The following is a 19,970-nucleotide window of genomic DNA, read 5'->3' as shown; positions in this document are numbered from 1 at the left end:
TTGTCTGCGTCGCCCGTCAGATGCTCTGGTTGTAGGCGCCGACCTCGGGGTTCTCGCGCAGCAGGGCATCGATTGCCGCAAACATCTCGCGCATTCTCGCCTCGGAGACCGGGCTCTCGCAGACGACGACGAGCTCGGGCTTGTTCGACGAGGCCCGGACCAGCCCCCAGGTGCCGTCCGTATTGACGACGCGGATGCCGTTCACGGTGATGACGTCGCGGATCGATTGGCCGGCGATGGTCGCGCCTTGCGCCTGCAGGGCCTCGATGCGCTTCACCACGCGCTCGCCGACCTGATACTTGATCTCGTCGGCGCATTTGGCCGCCATGGTCGGCGTGCCCCAGGTCTTGGGCACGGCGGCATAGAGCTGCGACATCGACTTGCCCGGATTGCGGTCGAGCATGTCGATGACGGCAATGGCGGTGACGACGCCGTCGTCATAGCCGCGCCCGACAGGCGCATTGAAGAAGAAGTGTCCGGATTTCTCGAAGCCGGCGAGCGCGTTCAGATCGCGCACGCGGCGCTTGATGTAGGAGTGGCCGGTCTTCCAGTAGTCGGTCTTGACGCCGAGCCGCTGCAATTCAGGATCAGTGCTGAACAGGCCGGTCGACTTCACATCGACGACGAACTGCGCAGCCGGATGGAGCGCGCCGAGATCGCGGGCCAGCATGACGCCAATCTTGTCGGCAAAGATCTCCTCGCCATGATTGTCCACGACACCGCAACGGTCGCCATCGCCGTCGAAGCCGAGTGCGACATCGGCGCCATGCTGCCTCACGGCATCGGCCATGGCATGCAGCATCTTCATGTCTTCGGGGTTGGGGTTGTAGCGCGGGAAGGAATGGTCGGGCTCGACATCCATCGGCACGACCTCGCAGCCGAGCGCCTCCAGGATCTGCGGGGCGAAGGCGCCGGCCGTGCCGTTGCCGCAGGCGGCGATGACCTTGAGCTTGCGCGTGATCTTCGGGCGGCTGGTCAGGTCCTTGATGTAGAGCGCCGGAAAATCCGGCACGAACTGATAGGAGCCGCCGCCCGACAGGTCGAAATCGGCGGCGAGCACGATCTGCTTGAGCCTACCCATCTCCTCGGGACCAAAGGTGACGGGGCGGTCGCAGCCCATCTTCACCCCGGTCCAGCCATTGTCGTTATGCGAGGCGGTGACCATGGCGACGCAAGGCACATCGAGCGCGAACTGGGCGAAATAGGCCATCGGCGACATGGCGAGCCCGATATCGTGGACCTTGCAGCTCGCCGCCATCAGGCCGGTGACGAGCGCCATCTTGATCGATGAGGAATAGCTGCGGAAATCATGGCCGGTGACGATCTCCGGCTTCACGCCCATGCGCTTGATCAGCGTTCCCAGTCCCATGCCGACGGCCTGGACGCCCATCAGGTTGAGCTCGGGTCCGAAGAACCAGCGCGCGTCATATTCGCGGAAGCCGGTCGGCTTCACCAGCGGCAGGGCTTCATATTCGAAGGTGTTCGGGAAGAGCTCAGGCAGCGGCTTGGGGAACATCAGGGCATCCGGAACGGAGAGGCGGGCCAGAGGCGTCACACATAGCCGATGACGCCGATGATGGGAAACGCTTCAGCCTGATGAAGCTCGACCGGATACGGTCAGCCGCGCAGGACCATCCGCCCGGTCTGAACCTCATAGCCTTGCAGCTTGCCGAGAAAGGACGTCCCGAGCAGGCTCATCGAGAGCGCGCCGTCCGGCAGCACGGCCGCCTCGACATTGCGCACCAGGATGTCGCCGAGCCGCACCTCGCGCAGATTGACGCGCGCGCCCTTGACCACGCCATTGGCGGTGTTGAAGATCATCTTGTAGTCGCTGGGTCCGAGCTGGATGCCGAGCGCCCGGGCATCGCTCGCCGTCAGCGCGACCATGCTGGCGCCGGTATCGACCATCATCTTGACGCGGTAATTGTCGATCATCGGATGAACAACATAATGGCCGCGATAATCTGCGGCGACGGTCAGGGTCGGACGTTGTGGGGCAGCCTTCGGCGCCATCGTCGACCGGTTCCCGGCAGTGGCAACCATCGCGACGGGAGGCGCGGCACTGCCAGTGATATCCGCAAGCCGCCCACTATAGGAAAGCGCGCTGTAGATCACGGCCCCGGCGATGCCGAGAGCCCATATGATCGGCCTTTGCGCCATCGATGTCTGACCCCATTCCCAATCTGCGTATCGAGAATGTCGCGCAGTCCCTGCGGAAAGATGAAAAGCGCAGCTCGTATTGTGAGCGTTGCGAGGCCAATGCCGGCTTTGCAAAGAACAGGCTTAACGCAAGGTTCCCGAAGCTCTCATCAACGCGCAGCAAAGGATACTGCGGAACTCCAAGAAACGCCTTGGAACTCAAAGAAACGCCTGGGAACTCAAATAAACGCCTGGCCGACCAAAGCCTCGATCGCCTCCCGGCGCGGCACGCTCGGCTGCGCACCGGCCACCGTGCAGGCAAGCGATCCGGCGGCCAGACCGCGCTGAAGCGCGCCCGAGAAGCCGCAGGCTGCGGCAAGCGCCGCGGCAAAGGCCCCCGTGAAACTGTCGCCAGCAGCAACGGTATCGACGACGTCGACCTGCGGCGCCGCGAGTCTGCGCCGGACGCCGCCCTGCCAACCGACCACGCCGGCCGCGCCGAGCGTCACGACGCAGGCCAGCCCGCGCTCGGCGTCGATGCGCCGAGCGACCTCCTCGGGCGCCCCGTCGGGCCAGCCCAGGGACTGCGCCAGAACCAACGCCTCATGCTCGTTAACGATCAGGACGTCGAGACAGTCGAGCAGCGCCGCAGCGGGCGCACCGGCCGGGGCGAGGTTCAAGATGACGCGCCCACCGGCTCGCTTCATCGACTGCGCAGCGGCGATGCACTCCGCCTCCGGCACTTCGCGCTGGAGCAGCAGCACGTCGCGCTCGCTCAGCGGCATGGTGTCCAGCGCGGCGCTGCGGGCGAATGCATTCGCGCCGGCCGCGACGACGATCTGGTTGGAGCCGGCCGCATCGACCGCGATGAAGGCCGCCCCCGTTGGCGCATCGACATGCGCGACATTGGCAAGATCGACCCCGTCCGCCGCGAGCAGCGACAAGGCGATCTCGGCGAAACCATCGCGCCCGACCGCGCCGACAAGCGCGACCTCGGCCCCGGCGCGGCACGCGGCCAGCGCCTGATTGGCGCCTTTGCCACCGGGATGGAGCGCATAGCCCGGGCCGATCACGGTTTCGCCGGCACCGGGCAGGCGCTCGACCGGCGTGACGAGGTCGACATTCAAGGAACCGAAAACGACGATCATGACGCGTCCCGAGGCGGCCTTCACAGCGAAGGCCTCAGGCCTCGAAGAACACCGTCTCACCCTCGCCTTGCAAGCGGATATCGAAGCGGAAGACGCCATCCGCGCCGCGCTGGGCGATCAGCGTATCGCGCCGCCCGGCCGGCACCAGGGCCAGGACCGGATCGAAGGCATTGCCCGGCTCGTCAGAGAAGTAGATCCGGGTCGCGAGCCTGAGCAGAACACCACGTGCGAAGACCGAGACGCTGAGATGGGGGGCCTGCTGTATCCCGTCAGCTCCCGGCAATGCGCCCGGCTTGACCGTCTCGAAGAAGAAACCGCCTTCCGCATTCGTCTCGGCTCGGCCGAAGCCGGTGAAGCCGACATTGCCCGCGGCATGGAAGCGCCCCTGCGGATCGGCCTGCCAGGTCTCGATCATGGCGTCGCTCACGGGCACGCCATCGCCGTCGAAGACCGTGCCTTCGATGCGGATACGCTCGCCGGCCACGCCCTCGGCCACAACCTGTTCGGTGGCGAGCTCCGACCCGCCATAGGCGCGCGGCGTCAGCGCATAGGCGAAGAACGGGCCGATCGTCTGCGATGGGGTCAAACCGGGCTTGGTCCCAGTGGGCTTGGTCTCAGTGGGCTTGGTCTCAGTGCTCATGGGGCTCTTCCAGCGGCGTCGCATTGCGGCCGCGCAGGACGATGTCGAACTGGTAGGCAAGCGCCCATTCCGGCTCGGTGGTCTCGATGTCGAAGCGTGAGACCAGCCGGTTGCGCGCATTCTCGTCGGTGATCGACTGGAAGATCGGATCGTATTTGAACAGCGGATCGCCCGGAAAATACATCTGCGTGATGACGCGCGAGAGGAAGCTCGGCCCAAACAGCGAGAAATGGATATGGGCCGGCCGCCAGGCATTGTGATGGTTGCGCCAGGGATAGGCCCCAGGCTTGACCGTGACGAAGCGATAGCGCCCCTGCGCATCGGTCAGTGCCCGGCCCGCGCCGGTGAAATTCGGGTCGAGCGGGGCCGGATGCTGGTCGCGGATATGGACATAGCGCCCCGCCGCATTGGCCTGCCAGATCTCGACCAGCGTATGCGGCACCGGCCGACCGTCCTCGTCGAGTACGCGACCGGTCACGATGATGCGCTCGCCCAACGGCTCGCCCTCATGCTGGCGCGTGAGGTCGGTGTCGGTCTCGGTGACCGCAACATGACCGAAGACCGGCCCGGTCGTTTCCGACAGCGCATGCGGCAGCAGGATCAGGGGCTGCGCCGGGGCGCGCTTCAAGGTGGATTTGTACTCGGGCGAGGCGTTGAGGGGGTGCGCCTTCAGGCTCTCGCGCGGATAGATCAGGCTCATGCCGCCACTCCGTGAGCGTGCTTGGTGCGGATGTGCAGATCGCGCAGCACCGCCAGTTCCTGCACTGAGGCGGCGGGAGTCTCCGCCAACTCGGCCGCAAAGCGCAAGGGCCAGCCGCAGCCGGCCTGAACCTGCTCGCGCGTGACGCCCGGATGCAGCGAGACCACGGTCAGCTCCGAGGTCTCGGGATCAGGCTCCATCACGCAGAGATCGGTGATGATCTTGGTCGGCCCCCTCGTCTTCAGGCCGAGCTTGGCGCGGTCGCCCTTGCCCGTGCCGTGGCCGAAGGAGGTGATGAAGGGCAGCGTCTCGACGAAAGCGCGCGAGCCCATCGCCATGGTGATGAAGATCTGGCCGCAATGGATCGCGATCTCGGGCGCACCGCCGCCGCCCGGCAGACGCACTTTCGGTGCGTCATAGGGACCGACGACCGTGGTGTTGAGATTGGCGAAACGGTCGATCTGCGCGCCGCCGAGGAAACCGATGGTGATGCGCCCGCCTTGCAGCCAGTAGCGGAACATCTCCGGCACCGAGACGGTGGTCAGCGCGGTATCACAGAGCTCGCCATCGCCGATCGAGAGCGGCAACACGGTCGGCCGCGTCGAAAGCGTGCCGGATTCGTAGATCAGCGTGATTTTCGGCGCATGGGTCAAACGCGCAAGGTTGCAGGCGGCCGAAGGCGCGCCGATGCCGACGAAGCAGACATCCTCATTCGTCAGCAGCCGGGCGGCTGCGATCGTCATCATCTCGGTGGGGGTCGCGGTCATCATGATCCCTCACGCTGCCTGCCGGGACGGCCGGGCATGCTGTGCGAAGGCCTCAGGCCCCTTCTCCAGCACATTCGCCTTGATCCAGGCCAAAAACGTCTCACGCTCGCGGGCGATCTTGTCCCAGGCGATGTAGAAATCATTGGCGCGCTTGTAGTAGCCCTGCGCGTAGGAGGGATAGGCGCCGCCCGGAACATGGGCGATCGCGGTCACCGTCCAGGCCGGCAGGATCACGGCATTGGCGTTGCGCGGGCCGAAATCATCGACGATCTCCTCGACCGTGACGAGCGAGCGCTTTGCTGCCAACACCGCCTCCTTCTGCACGCCGACGATACCCTCCAGCAGGACATTGCCCTCGCGATCGGCCTTGAGCGCATGGATGATCGCGGCGTCGGGGCGGATCGCCGGCACCGTCGCCAGCACCTCCCCCGTATAGGGGCAGGTCACGGATTTGATCTTCGGGTTGACCTTGGGCAGGTCGACGCCCTTGTAGCCGCGGAAGACCGCAAAGGGCAGGTTCGCGGCGCCCGCCTCATAGGCGTTGGCCATGGCCGCGTGGCTGTGCTCCTCGATCTCGAGCTTATGCGGCCAGCCATTCTCGACCGCGTCGCGGAAACGATGCAGCGAGCCGACGCCGGGATTGCCGCCCCAGGAGAAAACGAGCTTCTCGGCGCAGCCCATGCCGATCATCTGATCATAGACCAGGTCCGGCGTCATGCGGATCAAGGTCAGGCGCTTGCGGGCCTGGCGGATCACCTCATGGCCCGCGGCATGCGGGATCAGATGGGTGAAACCCTCCATCGCGACGGAACAGCCATCACTCAGGACCGCCTCGACCCCTTGGGCAAGGGAGACGAATTCAGCCACCTTGACATCTCCTCATTATGTGCGTTAATCGCACAACGTTTTGATAATCGCACTTTACGGTGCGCGACAATGACGGTCAAGCATGGCGAGTACAGCACCGGACCGCGACCATATGGCCGCCCTGGAAAAGGGGCTGGCGGTGATCGAATGTTTCGACGCCATCCATGACAAGCTCACCATCGCCGATGTCGCCCGTGCGACCGACCTGTCCCGCGCCGCCGCGCGGCGCTGCCTGCTGACGCTGGCGAAGATCGGTTACGCGGAGTTCGACGGCAAGTTCTTCCGATTGACGCCGCGCGTGCTGCGCCTCGGCTATGCCTGGCTCGCCTCGACGGCGCTGCCGCAGCTGGTTCAGCCGTTCCTGGAGCGGCTCTCCGAGGAAACCCACGAATCCTCATCCGCATCGCTGCTCGACGGGCATGAGATCGTCTACATCGCCCGCTCCGCACAAAGGCGGATCATGTCGGTGGGCCTGTCCGTCGGCAGCCGGTTGCCGGCCTTCTGCTCCTCGATGGGCCGCATGCTGCTGGCGGCCCTGCCGCCAGAGGAGGCGCAGGCGCGCATTCTCGCAGGCAAGCCGCACGCGCTGACGCCACGCACGGTCACCGAGATCGCGCAGTTGATGCCGATCCTGGCGCGGGCGCAGGCGCAGGGCTATTGCCTCGTCGACCAGGAGCTCGAACTCGGCCTGGTCTCGCTGGCGGTGCCGCTCGTCAATGCGCGCGGCGAGGTCGTTGCGGCCTTCAACCTGTCGGGCCAGGCCCAGCGCAACTCCGCCGAAGCGATGGCCGAGGCTTTCCTGCCGAAAATGCGCGCGATGCAGGCGATGCTGCAGCCGTTGATCAAATGAACCCAAATGATCACATGAAGCCAAGTGATCACATGACCCCAGGCGAGATCGCGATGCTGGAACTGTCGACCGGCCCCTTCACCGCCCGCATCGTCCCCGAGATCGGTGGGATCGTCACGGGACTTGAATGGCGCGCTCCGGACGGAAAACGACACAAACTGCTGCATGCACCCAATGGCGCGGTGCCCACGACCGCGCATTCCAACATGTTCGGGACATGGCTGATGGTGCCCTTCGCCAACCGCGCCTTCGATTGCCTGATCGATGATGGCGAGCGTGCCTTCACTGTCCCGGCCAATGACCGCAGCGGCAACATCCACGGTTTCGGCCGGCAGTCGGCCTGGACTGTCCTAGGGATGACCCAAGGCCATACCGTGCTGGAGCACCGCCGGACGGAAGGTCCAGATCCTTATCGCTACCGTGCGACGCAGGACATCACGCTCGACGACGCCGGTATGACCATCACGATGGCCGTCACCAACGAGGCCGATACGGCACTACCCTACGGAATCGGCCATCATCCCTGGTTTCCCTGCGCGCCCGACACGCGGCTGGGTATGACCGCAGCGGGCGCGCTCGTCTTCGGCGAGGCTTTTCGCGCAACCGGCTCGGCGCTGTTCAGCGATGGCGGCCCCTATGCGGACAAGCCGGTTTTCGCGAGGGAGCATGAGACCGCCTGGAGCTTGCTCGGCTGGAATGGCGTGGCGCGCATCGAGACGCCCTCGACTGGTCTCGCGATCACGCTGACCGCCAGCGAGAATTTCAGCTTCCCGGTGGTCTGGGCGCCGCTCGGTGCGGATTTCCTCTGCGTCGAGCCGCAAAGCCATGCGATCGGCTCACCGAGCGAAGCGGCAGCACGCGCCGTCTCGCCGCTAACGCGGCTTCAACCGGGCGAGACTCTGGAAGGCTGGCTGCGGATCGTGCCGGAGACGCTGTGAGCCGGCAGCCGGGCGCAGCCGCTCAGCGCCAGCGCTGGTTGGGATAGTAGGGCTGATAGCCAAAGGCATCCACCGGCAGCGCCGGGCGCAGGAAGATCTGCTCGCGGGCAGCGTTCCAGCTCGGGGCCTTGCGGTTCTGCGCGATGGCGGCACGCTCGCTGGCCTTCGCCTTGGCGAGCTTGGAGCTGGCGAGCTTAGACTTGGCGCCGCTCGACGCCTTGGCGAATTGCGAGAGCCCGTCATCGGCCGCGCCGTTCAGCGCGATGCGCGTCTGGCCGGCGCCATGCTTCTTCACCAGCGCGAAGAACTTCGCGGCATTGGCCGTATGAAGACGGATGCAGCCATGCGAGGCCGGGCGACCGAGCGCGCCGACGGCATTGGTGCCATGGATCGCGTAACCACCGCGGAAGAACACGGCATAGGGCATGGCCCCGCCATATTTCCGCGAGTACCAGCTCTTCTCCAGCCGGGTCGGCCGATAGACGCCGTTGGGCGAGCGGAAGCCCTTGCGGCCCGAGGAGATCGCCCAGTTGTAAACCTCGCCATCGGTCGTCGCGACCTGCATGCGCTGGGCGGCGATATCGACCTTCACCGAGACGCCGGCTTGAGCCGTGGCGATGCTGGCAAACGATAGGAACAAGACGGCCAGGATGCCGAGAACGCGACGCATCACACCACTCCGAAAAACGCGACTGTTGGATCTTTCGGCATTGTCGGGCGCAAGGCTCCGCCGCCATTGCCTTCAGGAAACGCTGCGGCCGGCCCCTCTGTAAAGCGCAAAGGCGAATTGTGGTTTCCACGATCGCGCAATCAGCGCTTCAAACCCGATGAGGGCTGGTCCCGTGCGCAAGGCGAGCTTTTGACGGCGACGCCAAGAGCCGGCAGCATAACGACCCGTCAGCCACCGGATTTTGCCATGCCGTCACGATCGCCTTCCCGCCTTGCTCGCCACTTCCTTGCCCTGAGCTTGCTCCTGCTGCTGTTTCCCGCGCAGGAGGTCCGCGCCGTCGAGACCCTGAAGACCTCGGTCGGCGGGAGCGAGATCGCCGTCCATCTCTACGTCCCGACCGGACAAGGCCCGTTTCCGGTGCTGATCCTGTCGCATGGCAGTCCACGCAGCCCCGCGGCACGCGCGAAGTTCGGCGAGGCGACGCTAGCTGCCGTCGCTAAAACCTTCGTGGCGCGCGGCGTGCTCGTCGCAGTGCCGATCCGGCGCGGCTATGGCGGCGCGGGAAGCGGCTGGGCCGAGGGCTATGGCCGCTGCGAGAACGCAGACTATTATGGCGGCGGTCTGGCGACTGCCCAGGATATCCGCGCCGCCGCCAGCGCCGTGAGGGCTCGACCCGACGCCGATCCACGCCGGTTGGTCTATATGGGCGTCTCGGCTGGCGGCTGGGGCTCGATCGCAGCCGCAACTCACGGCGATTCAGGGCTGCTCGGCGTGGTCAATTTCGCAGGCGGGCGCGGCTCGCGCGGCCCCAATGACGTATGCTCGGAAGAGGCGCTGATCTCCGCAGCCGGGCGCTATGGCGGCTATGCGCGCGCACCGGAACTCTGGCTCTACAGCAGCAACGATCTCTTTTTCGGCCCCGATCTGGCCAAGCGCCTGCACGCGGCCTTCACCGCCGCAGGCGGAAAGGCGCGCTTCGTGCCCGCCCCGGCCTATGGCCAGGACGGCCATGGCTACATCAACGCCGTCGGCTCCTGGCGCAGCGAGGTCGAGGGGTTTTTGCGCGGTGTCGGATTCATGCGCTGAGGTCTGTGCCTCTGATGTCTGGCCTCGACGCCGGCGGCTACAACATCGGCAGCGAGCGCGGCCTCGGTCCGTGCGGCATGGCGGCATCGATGCGGGCGATCTCGGCCTCGCTCAGGCGCAGGGACAGCGCGCCTGCATTATCCTCGACATGGTTGGCCTTGGCCGCTTTCGGGATGGCGAAGACCGAGGGCCGCCGCGTCAGGAAAGCCAGCGCGACCTGCCGGGCGCTGGCCCCATGCGTCGCCGCGATCTCCGCCAAAAGCTTGCCGCCGGCGCTGGTGGAAGGCGGAAAATCGTCCTGCCCGAACGGGCTATAGGCTGTGACGGCGACACCGTTGCGCTCGCACCACGGGATCACCGCATGCTCGATCGCCCGCTCGCGCAGATGGTACAGCACCTGATTGCAGGCGATGCGGCCCGGTCCGGCCACGTCGAGTGCCTCGTCGAGATCGTCGACATCGAAATTGCTGACGCCCCAGGACAGGATCTTGCCCTCCTCACGCAGCGCCTCGAACGCGGCGAAGGTCTCCTCCAGCGGATAGGAGCCGCGCCAATGCAGCAGGTAGCAATCGAGCCGCTCGGTCTTGAGGCGCCTGAGCGAACGCTCGCAGGCGCTGCGCGTTCCCGCTTTCGAGGCGTTATGCGGCAGCACCTTCGAGACCAGGAAGACCTCGTCGCGCCGCCCCGCGAGCGCCTCCGCAATGATCTCCTCGGAGCGGCCCGAGCCGTACATCTCGGCGGTGTCGATATGGCTCAGGCCGAGATCGAGCCCGCGCCGTAGAGCGGACACCGCGCCTGCCTTGTCCGCGAGCTCGATGTTCCAGCTGCCTTGGCCGATCCGCGCGACCTGCGGGCCATCCTGACCGAAACGATGTGCCATCAGCGCTCTCCTGCCTCTCTCAGCGAATCTCGACCTCGAAACGGCCGTGACGCAGCTCTCCATCCGCATAGCGCACCCGCACCGCGAAGGCATCGCGGCCGCGATAATCGGGTGCCGAAATGTATTCGAAGGCGAGCGAAGGGCCGACCTTGCCGTCGCAATGCCGGTAGGGGCCGGGCCCGTAGGTCGCCGCGCCTCTGCGGGGCAGCATCCTCACCTTGCCGTATCGAGGCGGCTGCGTCAGCACGGCGGTCGGCCGCTTCACCGGGCGGCAGCGCATATCCATCGTCATATAGGTCTGCTGCATAACCGTCGGCTCGCCCGCCGCGACCCGATCGATGCCGTCCGCCTCGGACAGCCGCCCATCGCCGGAGGTGACGCAACCACCGAGCCCGCCGCAAAGCAGGAGGAGACCGCAAAACAGAAAGAGGCCTGGCCTCGCCATTCCGGGACCCCGCATGCTGTCTCCGCTCGGCCTGCACCAGCGCCACGGCGCGATCTGCGGACGCCCTTCCGCTTGATCAAACCGGCGGCGTGCCATTGGCCGAGAGCACCTCACCCGCCAGATAGAGCGAGCCGCAGATCAGAATGCGCGGCGGGGCCGACCAGCTCCGGCTGGCGATTTCGTGCAAGGCCTGCTCGACGGAGCCCACGACCTCAGCCTTGAGCCCGGCCTCGCGCGCCAGGCTCGCCACCTCCTCGGCCGGGCGCGCCGCCAGCGTATTCTGGATCGGTACGGCGAAGAGCGTCTGCGCCAACCCTTTGAAATGGCTGAGCGTCGCCTTGGCGTCCTTGGTCGAGAGCAGGCCCGTGATCATCACCAGCGGAGCTGGATTGCGATCGGCAAGATCAGCCATCGCCTGGGCCAGAACACGCCCGCCATCGGGGTTGTGGCCGCCATCGAGCCAGAGTTCGGCGCGGGCAGGGATGAGCTCGGCGAGCTTACCACGCGCCAGCCGCTGCAGCCGCGCCGGCCAATCGGCCTCCAGCATGCCCTGCTCGAAGGCCCGCGCCGGCAGGCCGCCATAGCCGGCGGCGCGCAGGGCGGCGATCGCCGTGCCGGCATTCACATGCTGGTGGCGTCCAGCGAGGCGCGGCAAGGGCAGATCGAGCAGGCCGTCGCCGTCCTCATAGACAAGGCGGCCACCATCCTCATGGACGTTGAAATCCTGCGCGCCGATCAGGATGCGCGAGGCGCCGACGCGCTCGGCCGTGGCCTCCAGCACCGCCGTCGGCTCAGGCTCCTGCGGCGCGATCACCGCCGGGGCGCCACGCTTGAAGATGCCGGCCTTCTCGGCCGCGATCTTGGTCACGGTGTCGCCGAGATATTCGGCATGGTCGAGCGAGACCGGCGTTACCACCGTGCAGGCGGGGTGGGCGATGACGTTGGTCGCATCGAAGCGGCCGCCCAGGCCGACTTCGAGCAGCACGACATCCGCCTTGTGCTCGGAAAACAGCAGCAAGGCCGCCGCGGCGGTGATCTCGAAGAAGGTGATGGCATCGCCGGCATTGATGCGCTCGCAGCGCTCCAGCGCTTCGACCAGCACGGCCTCGTCGACGAAGCGGCCGCCGCCCGGCGCACCGATGCGGATGCGCTCGTGGAAACGCACCAGATGCGGCGAGGTATAGACATGGACGCTGAGGCCCGCCGCCTCCAGGATCGCCCGCATGAAGGCGATGGTCGAGCCCTTGCCATTGGTGCCGGCGACATGGATCACCGGCGGCAGGCGCTTCTGCGGATCGCCGAGGCGCTCCAGCAAGGTCAGGATGCGCCCGAGCGAGAGATCGATCAGCTTGGGGTGCAGCGCCATGAAGCGCGCGAGCAGCGTGTCGGACGACCCCATCTCGGTTCAGGGCCTCCCGCCCATGCGCGTCTTCAGACGGCCTCGGCGACCGGAAGCGGCGGCTTCGCGACGCCATTCGGCGCGGGCTGCTTCGTCAGCAGCCGTCCGAGCCGGGCCAGCGTCGCCGGAATCTCATGGCGGTGCACCACCATGTCGACCATGCCGTGGTCCTTGAGGTATTCGGCGCGCTGGAAGCCGTCCGGCAATTTCTCGCGAATGGTCTGCTCGATCACGCGCGGGCCGGCGAAGCCGATCAGCGCACCGGGCTCGGCGATATGGATGTCGCCCAGCATCGCGTAGGAGGCTGTCACGCCACCCGTGGTCGGGTTGGTCAGCACCACGAAATAGGGCAGGCCGGCATTGCGCAGCATGCGCACCGCCACGGTGGTGCGGGGCAATTGCATCAGCGAGAGGATGCCCTCCTGCATACGCGCGCCGCCCGAGGCGGCGAAGACGACATAAGGCGTCTTCTTCTCGAGCGCGGTCTCGGCGCCCTTGATGAAGGCCTCGCCCGCCGCCATGCCGAGCGAGCCGCCCATGAAGTGGAAATCCTGCACGGCAAGCGTCATCGCCAGGCCCTGGACGCGGCCGTAACCGACCTTGAAGGCGTCAATCGCGCCGGTCTTGGCGCGAGCGTCCTTCAGCCGGTCGATATAGCGCTTCTCGTCGCGGAACTTCAGCGGGTCGATCGCAACCTCGGGCAGGGCGACGTCGAGCCATTTGCCCTCGTCGAAGGTCAGGCGCAGCCGGTCGGTCGCGGTGACGCGCAGATGATGGTCGGAGCCGGGGATGACGAAGCCATTGGCCTCGACATCCTTGTGGAAGACCATCTGTCCGGAATCCGGGCATTTGATCCAGAGATTCTCCGGGCTCTCGCGCTTGAACAGCGTCTTGATCCGCGGCCGAACGACTTCGGAAATCCAGTTCATGGATTGGTCCTCAACTATACCTGCAGGGTCAGGCGGCGGTCCTGGCGGCCGAGCGGACGCCGGCTGCGAGCTCGGCGACGAGCGAGGTGACAGCGGAAACCGTCTTTTCCGTGGCCTTGCCCTGAACATCCAACGAAAGCCTGACGCGTTCGACCAGCGACGAGCCGACGACGACACCATCCGCACCCCTAGCGATCGCGGCCGCATCAGCCGCCGTCTTGACGCCGAAACCGACTGCCACGGGCAGGTCGGTATGGCGCTTGATCCGCGCGACGGCTTCTCCGACCGCGTCGTAATTGGCGATGGAGCCGCCGGTGACGCCCGTCATCGAGACATAATAGACGAAGCCGGAGGTATTCTGCAGCACTTTCGGCAGGCGCTTGTCATCCGTCGTCGGCGTGGCGAGGCGGATGAAATTGATGCCCGCGGCCAGCGCCGGCAGGCAGAGCTCGGCATCTTCCTCAGGCGGCAGGTCGACCACGATCAAGCCATCGACGCCGGCTGCCTTCGCATCGCCCAGGAAACGCTCGACGCCATAGACATAGATCGGGTTGTAGTAGCCCATCAGCACGATCGGCGTGTCGTTTCCGGCCGCGCGGAAGGCCTCGACCATGGCGAGTGTCTTCTTCAAGGTCTGGCCGGCCTTGAGCGCGCGCTGCCCCGCAAGCTGAACCGGGATGCCATCAGCCATCGGGTCGGTGAAGGGTACGCCCAGCTCGATGACGTCGGCGCCTGCGGCCGGTAAAGCGTGCAGGATCGCGCTGGCGGTGTCGAAATCGGGATCGCCCGCCGTGATGAAGGTCACCAGCGCGGCGCGGCCTTCGGCGGCACAGGCTTGGAAGCGGGTCTGGATGCGGGTTTGGCCGGTCGTTGTCATGGGCTTGCGGTTAGCATGCCCGGGGCCGGCTTGGCGAGAGCTATGCCGTCAAGCTCCGGTCTCTCCGGCGATCTGCGCGCCGCGCTCGGTCAGCAGCGCACGCAGCACCGAACGGTGGCAACGGTTCTCATGCTCGCAATAGCAACCGATCGAGAAGCGTCCGCCATGGGAGAGCGCGGCGAGCAGATCGAGCGTACGACGTGGCGCGGGCTCATCCATTTCGGTGCGGAAGGCGCGGACGAAGCCATGCCATTCCGCCTCGCTCTCCGCGGTCAGCGCCGATTTTACCAGTTCGGGGCTGGGCGAAAGCTCCGGAAACCAGACGTCGTACCAGTCATCGGCCGCATAGCGCTCCTTGCGGACGCCGCGCGGCGGCCGGCGCACGGTGCCGATCCGCGTGCCCTCGTCGGGGAGGCGGGGCGTGCCGAGACGGACGATATGCAGGGTCATGATGCGTTAGATAACACGCGCCTCGGAAGCCTGGGAGCCCTGCCTGGGAGCTTTGCGAAAGCGGGGCTATGCGCTAATGTAGTGAGATCACTACTTTGGAGGCCGGCATGGTAAAAACCGTTTCCGCCGCACAAGCCAACCGTGAATTTTCCAAGCTGATGCAGATCGCCGAGACCGGCGAGGAGGTGGTCGTGACATCGCGCGGCAAGCCGAAGGTCAAGATCGTTCGCGCGGACGACGCCGACAGCGAGATGGAGCGGCGGCAAAAAGCTTTCGACGAGCTGACGCGGCGGCTCAACAGCCAAACGGCTCAGAATCTGCCTCGCGCGACGCGTGACGACATGTACGACTGAGCCATGCTGGTCGCGTTCGATACCAACATCCTTGTCTATGCCGAAGGCTTGAACGATCCGCAGCGCGAGGCGCGAGCGAAGGAGCTTCGCTCGATACTTGGACCGAAGCGCATATTCCTGGCATCGCAAGTCGTCGGCGAATTCTACAATGTCCTCACCCGGAAATATCGGACGCCCCTCGATCGGGCGCGCAGCATTTGCCGGGAGTGGAACAGTACCTGCGCTTCAGGCGCAGCGACCGAGGCGACATTCGCTGATGCGACCGACCTCGCAACCGAGGCCGGCTTGCAAATCTGGGATGCCGTGATCCTGGCAACGGCGGCTGATGCAAATTGTGCGGCCCTGCTCTCCGAGGACATGCAGCACGGCTTCGTCTATCGCGCCGTGACCGTGATCAACCCGTTCGCCGAGCCGCCGCATCCGCTGCTCGCGGATGCATTGCGCCACCATCGCTAAACGACCGGCTACTTCTCGATGCGCCAGACGGTGCGCAGCGCGGCGCTGACCGTGATCTCACCCGGCTCGACCTGGATCGGCGCGGCGCCCGCCGCCATGCGATAAGCCCGCACATCGCCCATCGGCCTGGCGGGAGGCTCGGCTTCAGCCTCGACGATCGAGACGAGGTCACCCAGCTTCACGCCGAGCTTGCCGGCATAGAGTTCCGCACGGGCCCGCGCGCTTTCGGCCGCCTTGGCGCGCGCAGCATCCTTGGCCTTGCCCTCATCGGCGAGGCCGAAGCTGATGCCGGACATGTCGTTGGCGCCGGCAGCGACCAGCGCATCGATCAAGGGCCCAGCCTTGGCGATGTCGCGCAGGATGACGGTGATGCCGGTGCGCGCCTCATAGCCGTCGATCCTGGGCGCCCGCGGTTGCGGCGACGAGGACGCCGAGGGTTGGGTCAGGCGCGGCGTCAGCGCGACCTGGGAGGTCGAGAGATCGGCAGAGGCGACGCCCGCCGCCTTGACCGCCTCGACCAGCTTGGCCAGCGCCGGCGTGTTCTTGGCCAGGGCCTCCGCCGCGGTCTTGCCTTCGCTGACCACGCCGGCCTGGATCGTCGCGAGATCCGGCTTCACCCGGACTTCGCCTTCGGTGCGGATGACGACGCCTTCGGCGGGGGCCGCGTCGCGGCTCTGGGCCTGCGCCTGGCCCGAAAGGGCCAGCATGGCCGCAAACAGGATGGTCTTCTTCATCATCTGCTCCTTCTCGGCCGCCCGGTGCAGCTCAGCGCGCCGCCAGAATCTCCGCCACTTGCGGGATATCCTTGTCGCCGCGCCCGGAGAGATTGACCACCATCAGATGGTCCTGCGGTTTCTTCGGGGCGAGCTCGGCGACGCGAGCGAGCGCATGGGCCGATTCCAGAGCCGGGATGATGCCCTCCAGCTTCGAGATCAGCTGGAAAGCCTCCAACGCCTCCTCGTCGGTGGCCGAGATGTATTTCGCCCGGCCGACATCGTGCAGCCAGGAATGCTCGGGGCCGATGCCGGGATAGTCGAGCCCGGCCGAGATCGAATGCGCGTCCTTGATCTGGCCGTCAGCGTCCATCAGCAGATAGGTGCGGTTGCCGTGCAGCACGCCCGGCGCGCCGCCGGTCAAGGAGGCGGCGTGAAGGCCGCTCGGGATGCCGTGGCCAGCCGCCTCGACGCCATAGATCTCGACGCTGGGGTCATCGAGGAAGGGATGGAACAGGCCCATCGCATTCGAGCCACCGCCAATGCAGGCGATCAGCGAATCCGGCAGGCGGCCTTCCAGCTCCTGCATCTGCTCGCGCGTCTCCCTGCCGATGATCGACTGGAAATCGCGCACCATGGCGGGATAAGGATGCGGGCCCGCGACAGTGCCGATGCAGTAGAAGGTCGTCGCGACATTGGTGACCCAATCGCGCAACGCCTCGTTCATCGCGTCCTTGAGCGTCTTGGTGCCTGACTCGACCGGGATGACGGTCGCGCCCAGCATCTGCATGCGGAAGACGTTGGGCGCTTGGCGTGCGACATCGACCGCGCCCATATAGACGATGCATTCCAGGCCGTAGCGGGCGCAGAGCGTCGCGGTCGCGACGCCGTGCTGGCCGGCGCCGGTCTCGGCGATGATGCGCTTCTTGCCCATGCGCCGCGCCAGCAGGATCTGGCCGAGCACATTATTGACCTTGTGCGAGCCGGTATGGTTCAGCTCCTCGCGCTTCAGATAGATTTTTGCGCCGCCCGATAAGCCAGAGGCCGCCGCCTTGTCGCGAAAATGCTCGGTCAGGCGCTCCGCGTAATAGAGTGGCGAGGGCCGGCCGACATAATGCCTCAAACCATAGGCCGTCTCGGCATGGTAGACGGGGTCTATCTTGGCCGCCTCATAGGCCTGTTCGAGCTCCAGGATCAGCGGCATCAGCGTCTCCGCGACGAAGCGGCCGCCGAACATCCCGAAGCGGCCGTTCTCGTCAGGGCCGGAGCGGTAGGTGTTCGGGTTATGGGGCGCGTTCATGTCCGGCTTGCCTCTATGGTCTCAAACTCTGCGCACCGGCCCGCGCCGCCGCGATGAAATCCCTGATCCGGCCGGCATCCTTGACGCCTGGCGCGGTTTCGACGCCCGAGGAGACGTCGACCCCGGCGGGTCGCGTGATGCGGATCGCCTCGGCGATATTGGCCGGATCGAGCCCGCCCGATAACATGAAGCGCAAGCCTGGGTCGAGTTCGGCAAGCAAGGTCCAGTCGAAGGGCCGGCCATGGCCGCCGGGATAGGCGGCGCCCTTGGGCGGCTTGGCGTCGAGCAGAATGCGGTCGGCGACGCCGCGATGAGCTTCGACAGCCGCAAGATCCTCGGTGCCCGCGATGCCGAGCGCCTTCATCACAGGCAGACCGGTCGCGGCCTTGAGAGCACGCACCTGCTCCGGCGTTTCCCGGCCATGCAGCTGCAGCCAGTCCGGTTTCACCGCTTCGACCAGGCTCATGGCCTGCGTCTCGTCCCAGTCGACGATCAGGGCCACGATCTCCGCCCGCCCCCGCGCCATGGCGGCCAGCGCCGTCGCCTGCGCGATCGTGACGAAGCGCGGGCTTCTGGGGTGGAAGTTGAGGCCGATCATGTCGGCGCCGGCGTCGAGCGCGACAGCCAGCGTCTCCGGCGTCGAGAGCCCGCAGATCTTCACGGCAAATGTGTCGTCATGATCGTTCATGGGCTCGCTCTAGAGCAGGATGCGAAAAAGTGGAAACCGGTTTTTCGCATCCTGCTCTCACTCCTTAGATGGGAGCCGGGACGCCGCCGCACTTGCGACATGATCGCCCGTGAGAGCATCCTGCATGAACGTTACGGAATGGGGCGGATCGATTGAGGATGGGGCGGCGCGGCTTTACGGCTCTGGCGGGGCTACTGGCGGTCTTTGGCGTCACGGCGTCGGTTTTCTACTTCGTCAGCCAGCCCAAGACACTGCGCCTGGCCGTCGGGCCGCTGGGCTCGGAGGATGCGCGCATGGCGGCGGGCTTCGTCCAGGGGCTCAACCGCGAGAAATCCTCGATCCGCATCCGGCTTGTGCTGACCGAGGGCTCGGAGGAAAGCGCCAAGAAGCTCGACGACGGCCTGGCCGATCTCGCGATCGTGCGCCCCGACATCGCGCTGCCCGCCCAGGGCGACACGGCCCTGATCACGCGCCGCACCTTCCCCTTCATCATCACCACCAAGGCAACCGGGATCGGGCGGATCGCCGATCTGCGCGGCCGCAGGATCGGCGTCGCGCGCAATCCGGCCGGGAATACGGTGCTGCTCCAGCGCGTCCTGGTGCAATACGAGGTCGGGCCCGGCGAGGTCGAGATCATCGGGCTGGCCCCGGACGAGATCGTTCCCTTCGCCAAGGAAGGGCGCATCGACGCCTTCTTCTCGATCAATGCCGTCGGCTCGCTGACGAATAATGACGGCCTCAACCGCCTCCGTTCCGCCTGGGGCGAAGATCCCATGCTGATCCCGATTCGTGAGGCCGAGGCGATCAAGGCGCGCTACCGCTCGATCGAGACCGGCGAGATCGTGCGCGGCGCGCTCGGCGGCGACCCGCCCCGCCCCTCCGAGAACCTGCCGACGATCTCCGTCACCTCGCGCCTGATGGCCTCGCAGAATCTCGACGACACTCTCGTCGGCCTGGTGGTCAAGGACCTGCTGGCGCTGCGATTGACGCTTGCAGCCGAGCTGCCGTCGATCCAGGGGCTGGAGACGCCCTCCACCGACAAGGATGCGCCGCTCTCGGTCCATTCCGGCGCAGCCGCCTTCATCGACGGCGAGCAGGAGAGCTTCTTCGAGCGCTATGGCGACTGGTTCTATCTCGCCGTGATGGGGCTCTCCTTGCTGGGCACAGGCGGCGCCGCGATTCTGGGTCAGGAAAGCGCGACGCGCCGCCGCCGGGCGATGTCGGGGCTCGACGAATTGCTGGCGCTGCTGCCGGTGATCCGCACCTGCTCCGACGCGGTCGAGCTGGCGCGGCTCGACCGCGAGGCCGACGAGATCCTGACGCGCGTGCTCAGCGATTTCGCCAAGGGCGATCTCGACGGCTCGGGGCTCGCCGCCTACCGGCTGGTGATGGATCAGGTCGGGCGCGCGGTCGCGGAGCGGCGCCTGGCGCTGGTCGACGCATAGCGCGCCGCCCCGCCGTATCAGGCCGGATATCGGCTTCGGCCCGATGCTGTAGGGCTTCGATCTTGCATCGGCTTGTCCCGAGCAACCGGCTCCGCTTTTCGGGCCGATGCCCAAGACCGGATGCGAAAAACCGGCTCCCGCTTTTCCGCATCCCGCTTGAGCGCGCGAGCAAAGGTTGCCCAAACGGCCTTCAGCGTTTATGTGCAGCGCAGCGAATTCCAGTTTCCTCA

Annotated in this window: 23 protein-coding genes; 6 read left to right on the top strand and 17 right to left on the bottom strand. The window is 66.3% G+C overall.

The window, feature by feature from the left end; genetic code table 11:
- Positions 1-16: 16 nt before the first annotated feature.
- The 7 genes from BHK69_RS05960 to BHK69_RS05930 all read right to left on the bottom strand — a co-directional run bounded on the left by BHK69_RS05960 (position 17) and on the right by BHK69_RS05930 (position 6,261).
- The gene (locus tag BHK69_RS05960) at positions 17-1,516 is read right to left on the bottom strand and encodes a phosphomannomutase/phosphoglucomutase (RefSeq protein ID WP_069689300.1); all 1,500 of its coding nucleotides are present in this window, start codon (positions 1,514-1,516) and stop codon (positions 17-19) included.
- Positions 1,517-1,617: 101 nt separating this feature from the next.
- Entirely contained in the window at positions 1,618-2,160 is a 543-nt protein-coding gene (locus BHK69_RS05955) for a retropepsin-like aspartic protease family protein (protein ID WP_069689299.1), read from the bottom strand.
- Between the two features lie 218 nt (positions 2,161-2,378).
- Positions 2,379-3,287 carry a ribokinase gene (locus BHK69_RS05950; RefSeq protein ID WP_069693414.1) on the bottom strand — a complete coding sequence of 303 codons (909 nt, stop codon included), beginning with the start codon at positions 3,285-3,287 and terminating at the stop codon, positions 2,379-2,381.
- 34 nt (positions 3,288-3,321) lie between these two features.
- The gene (pcaG, locus tag BHK69_RS05945; RefSeq protein WP_069689298.1) at positions 3,322-3,927 is read right to left on the bottom strand and encodes a protocatechuate 3,4-dioxygenase subunit alpha; all 606 of its coding nucleotides are present in this window, start codon (positions 3,925-3,927) and stop codon (positions 3,322-3,324) included.
- Positions 3,917-4,627 carry a protocatechuate 3,4-dioxygenase subunit beta gene (pcaH, locus tag BHK69_RS05940; RefSeq protein WP_069689297.1) on the bottom strand — a complete coding sequence of 237 codons (711 nt, stop codon included), beginning with the start codon at positions 4,625-4,627 and terminating at the stop codon, positions 3,917-3,919. Before pcaH ends, pcaG begins: the two co-directional genes overlap by 11 nt.
- Positions 4,624-5,397 carry a CoA-transferase subunit beta gene (locus BHK69_RS05935; protein ID WP_069689296.1) on the bottom strand — a complete coding sequence of 258 codons (774 nt, stop codon included), beginning with the start codon at positions 5,395-5,397 and terminating at the stop codon, positions 4,624-4,626. The genes pcaH and BHK69_RS05935 overlap by 4 nt, the downstream gene beginning before the upstream one ends.
- Before the next feature lie 6 nt (positions 5,398-5,403).
- The gene (locus tag BHK69_RS05930; RefSeq protein WP_069689295.1) at positions 5,404-6,261 is read right to left on the bottom strand and encodes a CoA transferase subunit A; all 858 of its coding nucleotides are present in this window, start codon (positions 6,259-6,261) and stop codon (positions 5,404-5,406) included.
- 82 nt (positions 6,262-6,343) lie between these two features.
- On the opposite strand from BHK69_RS05930, the gene BHK69_RS05925 reads away from it, so the two are divergent.
- Both BHK69_RS05925 and BHK69_RS05920 read left to right on the top strand, forming a co-directional pair.
- Positions 6,344-7,111, top strand: a complete 768-nt coding sequence (locus BHK69_RS05925; protein ID WP_069689294.1) for an IclR family transcriptional regulator — start codon at positions 6,344-6,346, stop codon at positions 7,109-7,111.
- Positions 7,112-7,125: 14 nt separating this feature from the next.
- Positions 7,126-8,049: an aldose epimerase family protein gene (locus tag BHK69_RS05920; RefSeq protein WP_158516164.1), complete on the top strand. Its 924-nt coding sequence runs from the start codon at positions 7,126-7,128 to the stop codon at positions 8,047-8,049.
- A 22-nt stretch (positions 8,050-8,071) separates the two neighbouring features.
- On the opposite strand, the gene BHK69_RS05915 is transcribed toward BHK69_RS05920, so the two are convergent.
- Complete coding sequence (locus BHK69_RS05915; protein ID WP_069689292.1) at positions 8,072-8,719, bottom strand: L,D-transpeptidase; 648 nt, start codon at positions 8,717-8,719, stop codon at positions 8,072-8,074.
- 246 nt (positions 8,720-8,965) lie between these two features.
- Here BHK69_RS05915 and BHK69_RS05910 point away from each other — a divergent pair, with 246 nt between their 5' ends.
- Positions 8,966-9,805 carry a dienelactone hydrolase family protein gene (locus BHK69_RS05910; RefSeq protein WP_083269149.1) on the top strand — a complete coding sequence of 280 codons (840 nt, stop codon included), beginning with the start codon at positions 8,966-8,968 and terminating at the stop codon, positions 9,803-9,805.
- A gap of 37 nt (positions 9,806-9,842) precedes the next feature.
- On the opposite strand, the gene BHK69_RS05905 is transcribed toward BHK69_RS05910, so the two are convergent.
- The 6 genes from BHK69_RS05905 to BHK69_RS05880 form a co-directional block, all read right to left on the bottom strand.
- Positions 9,843-10,685 (bottom strand): aldo/keto reductase, encoded by an 843-nt coding sequence (locus BHK69_RS05905; RefSeq protein WP_069689290.1) that lies wholly within the window; start codon positions 10,683-10,685, stop codon positions 9,843-9,845.
- Between the two features lie 19 nt (positions 10,686-10,704).
- Positions 10,705-11,145, bottom strand: coding sequence for a hypothetical protein (locus tag BHK69_RS05900; RefSeq protein ID WP_148663332.1), 441 nt, complete (start codon positions 11,143-11,145; stop codon positions 10,705-10,707).
- 61 nt (positions 11,146-11,206) lie between these two features.
- Complete coding sequence (locus BHK69_RS05895) at positions 11,207-12,529, bottom strand: bifunctional folylpolyglutamate synthase/dihydrofolate synthase (RefSeq protein ID WP_069689288.1); 1,323 nt, start codon at positions 12,527-12,529, stop codon at positions 11,207-11,209.
- Between the two features lie 32 nt (positions 12,530-12,561).
- Positions 12,562-13,458, bottom strand: a complete 897-nt coding sequence (gene accD / locus BHK69_RS05890; protein ID WP_069689287.1) for an acetyl-CoA carboxylase, carboxyltransferase subunit beta — start codon at positions 13,456-13,458, stop codon at positions 12,562-12,564.
- Between the two features lie 28 nt (positions 13,459-13,486).
- On the bottom strand, positions 13,487-14,335 hold the full coding sequence (gene trpA, locus BHK69_RS05885; protein ID WP_069689286.1) for a tryptophan synthase subunit alpha: 849 nt from the start codon (positions 14,333-14,335) through the stop codon (positions 13,487-13,489).
- A gap of 48 nt (positions 14,336-14,383) precedes the next feature.
- Positions 14,384-14,785, bottom strand: coding sequence for a DUF488 domain-containing protein (locus tag BHK69_RS05880; protein WP_069689285.1), 402 nt, complete (start codon positions 14,783-14,785; stop codon positions 14,384-14,386).
- Positions 14,786-14,892: 107 nt separating this feature from the next.
- On the opposite strand from BHK69_RS05880, the gene BHK69_RS05875 reads away from it, so the two are divergent.
- Both BHK69_RS05875 and BHK69_RS05870 read left to right on the top strand, forming a co-directional pair.
- Entirely contained in the window at positions 14,893-15,138 is a 246-nt protein-coding gene (locus BHK69_RS05875; RefSeq protein WP_069693413.1) for a type II toxin-antitoxin system Phd/YefM family antitoxin, read from the top strand.
- 3 nt (positions 15,139-15,141) lie between these two features.
- Positions 15,142-15,594: a PIN domain-containing protein gene (locus tag BHK69_RS05870; RefSeq protein ID WP_069689284.1), complete on the top strand. Its 453-nt coding sequence runs from the start codon at positions 15,142-15,144 to the stop codon at positions 15,592-15,594.
- An 8-nt stretch (positions 15,595-15,602) separates the two neighbouring features.
- On the opposite strand, the gene BHK69_RS05865 is transcribed toward BHK69_RS05870, so the two are convergent.
- The 3 genes from BHK69_RS05865 to BHK69_RS05855 are packed head-to-tail and all read right to left on the bottom strand — an operon-like array spanning position 15,603 to position 18,295.
- The gene (locus BHK69_RS05865; RefSeq protein WP_158516163.1) at positions 15,603-16,328 is read right to left on the bottom strand and encodes an SIMPL domain-containing protein; all 726 of its coding nucleotides are present in this window, start codon (positions 16,326-16,328) and stop codon (positions 15,603-15,605) included.
- Positions 16,329-16,359: 31 nt separating this feature from the next.
- The gene (gene trpB, locus BHK69_RS05860) at positions 16,360-17,607 is read right to left on the bottom strand and encodes a tryptophan synthase subunit beta (RefSeq protein WP_069689282.1); all 1,248 of its coding nucleotides are present in this window, start codon (positions 17,605-17,607) and stop codon (positions 16,360-16,362) included.
- Positions 17,608-17,620: 13 nt separating this feature from the next.
- Positions 17,621-18,295, bottom strand: a complete 675-nt coding sequence (locus tag BHK69_RS05855; RefSeq protein ID WP_069689281.1) for a phosphoribosylanthranilate isomerase — start codon at positions 18,293-18,295, stop codon at positions 17,621-17,623.
- Between the two features lie 158 nt (positions 18,296-18,453).
- On the opposite strand from BHK69_RS05855, the gene BHK69_RS05850 reads away from it, so the two are divergent.
- Complete coding sequence (locus BHK69_RS05850) at positions 18,454-19,740, top strand: TAXI family TRAP transporter solute-binding subunit (RefSeq protein ID WP_069689280.1); 1,287 nt, start codon at positions 18,454-18,456, stop codon at positions 19,738-19,740.
- Positions 19,741-19,970 lie beyond the last annotated feature (230 nt).

The sequence above is a fragment of the Bosea vaviloviae genome (assembly GCF_001741865.1).
Classification (GTDB): Bacteria; Pseudomonadota; Alphaproteobacteria; order Rhizobiales; family Beijerinckiaceae; genus Allobosea; species Allobosea vaviloviae.
The sequence above is the reverse complement of the archived record's forward strand: the minus strand, read 5'-3'. Positions and strand labels throughout refer to the sequence as shown.

Coding starts and splice junctions, on each gene's coding strand:
- BHK69_RS05960 (WP_069689300.1), bottom strand. CDS start 1,516: ATGTTCCCCAAGCCGCTGCCTGAGCTCTTCCCGAACACCTTCGAATAT.
- BHK69_RS05955 (WP_069689299.1), bottom strand. CDS start 2,160: ATGGCGCAAAGGCCGATCATATGGGCTCTCGGCATCGCCGGGGCCGTG.
- BHK69_RS05950 (WP_069693414.1), bottom strand. CDS start 3,287: ATGATCGTCGTTTTCGGTTCCTTGAATGTCGACCTCGTCACGCCGGTC.
- pcaG (WP_069689298.1), bottom strand. CDS start 3,927: ATGAGCACTGAGACCAAGCCCACTGAGACCAAGCCCACTGGGACCAAG.
- pcaH (WP_069689297.1), bottom strand. CDS start 4,627: ATGAGCCTGATCTATCCGCGCGAGAGCCTGAAGGCGCACCCCCTCAAC.
- BHK69_RS05935 (WP_069689296.1), bottom strand. CDS start 5,397: ATGATGACCGCGACCCCCACCGAGATGATGACGATCGCAGCCGCCCGG.
- BHK69_RS05925 (WP_069689294.1), top strand. CDS start 6,344: ATGGCGAGTACAGCACCGGACCGCGACCATATGGCCGCCCTGGAAAAG.
- BHK69_RS05920 (WP_158516164.1), top strand. CDS start 7,126: ATGAAGCCAAGTGATCACATGACCCCAGGCGAGATCGCGATGCTGGAA.
- BHK69_RS05915 (WP_069689292.1), bottom strand. CDS start 8,719: ATGCGTCGCGTTCTCGGCATCCTGGCCGTCTTGTTCCTATCGTTTGCC.
- BHK69_RS05910 (WP_083269149.1), top strand. CDS start 8,966: ATGCCGTCACGATCGCCTTCCCGCCTTGCTCGCCACTTCCTTGCCCTG.
- BHK69_RS05905 (WP_069689290.1), bottom strand. CDS start 10,685: ATGGCACATCGTTTCGGTCAGGATGGCCCGCAGGTCGCGCGGATCGGC.
- BHK69_RS05900 (WP_148663332.1), bottom strand. CDS start 11,145: ATGCGGGGTCCCGGAATGGCGAGGCCAGGCCTCTTTCTGTTTTGCGGT.
- BHK69_RS05895 (WP_069689288.1), bottom strand. CDS start 12,529: ATGGGGTCGTCCGACACGCTGCTCGCGCGCTTCATGGCGCTGCACCCC.
- accD (WP_069689287.1), bottom strand. CDS start 13,458: ATGAACTGGATTTCCGAAGTCGTTCGGCCGCGGATCAAGACGCTGTTC.
- trpA (WP_069689286.1), bottom strand. CDS start 14,335: ATGACAACGACCGGCCAAACCCGCATCCAGACCCGCTTCCAAGCCTGT.
- BHK69_RS05880 (WP_069689285.1), bottom strand. CDS start 14,785: ATGACCCTGCATATCGTCCGTCTCGGCACGCCCCGCCTCCCCGACGAG.
- BHK69_RS05875 (WP_069693413.1), top strand. CDS start 14,893: ATGGTAAAAACCGTTTCCGCCGCACAAGCCAACCGTGAATTTTCCAAG.
- BHK69_RS05870 (WP_069689284.1), top strand. CDS start 15,142: ATGCTGGTCGCGTTCGATACCAACATCCTTGTCTATGCCGAAGGCTTG.
- BHK69_RS05865 (WP_158516163.1), bottom strand. CDS start 16,328: ATGAAGAAGACCATCCTGTTTGCGGCCATGCTGGCCCTTTCGGGCCAG.
- trpB (WP_069689282.1), bottom strand. CDS start 17,607: ATGAACGCGCCCCATAACCCGAACACCTACCGCTCCGGCCCTGACGAG.
- BHK69_RS05855 (WP_069689281.1), bottom strand. CDS start 18,295: ATGAACGATCATGACGACACATTTGCCGTGAAGATCTGCGGGCTCTCG.
- BHK69_RS05850 (WP_069689280.1), top strand. CDS start 18,454: ATGGGGCGGCGCGGCTTTACGGCTCTGGCGGGGCTACTGGCGGTCTTT.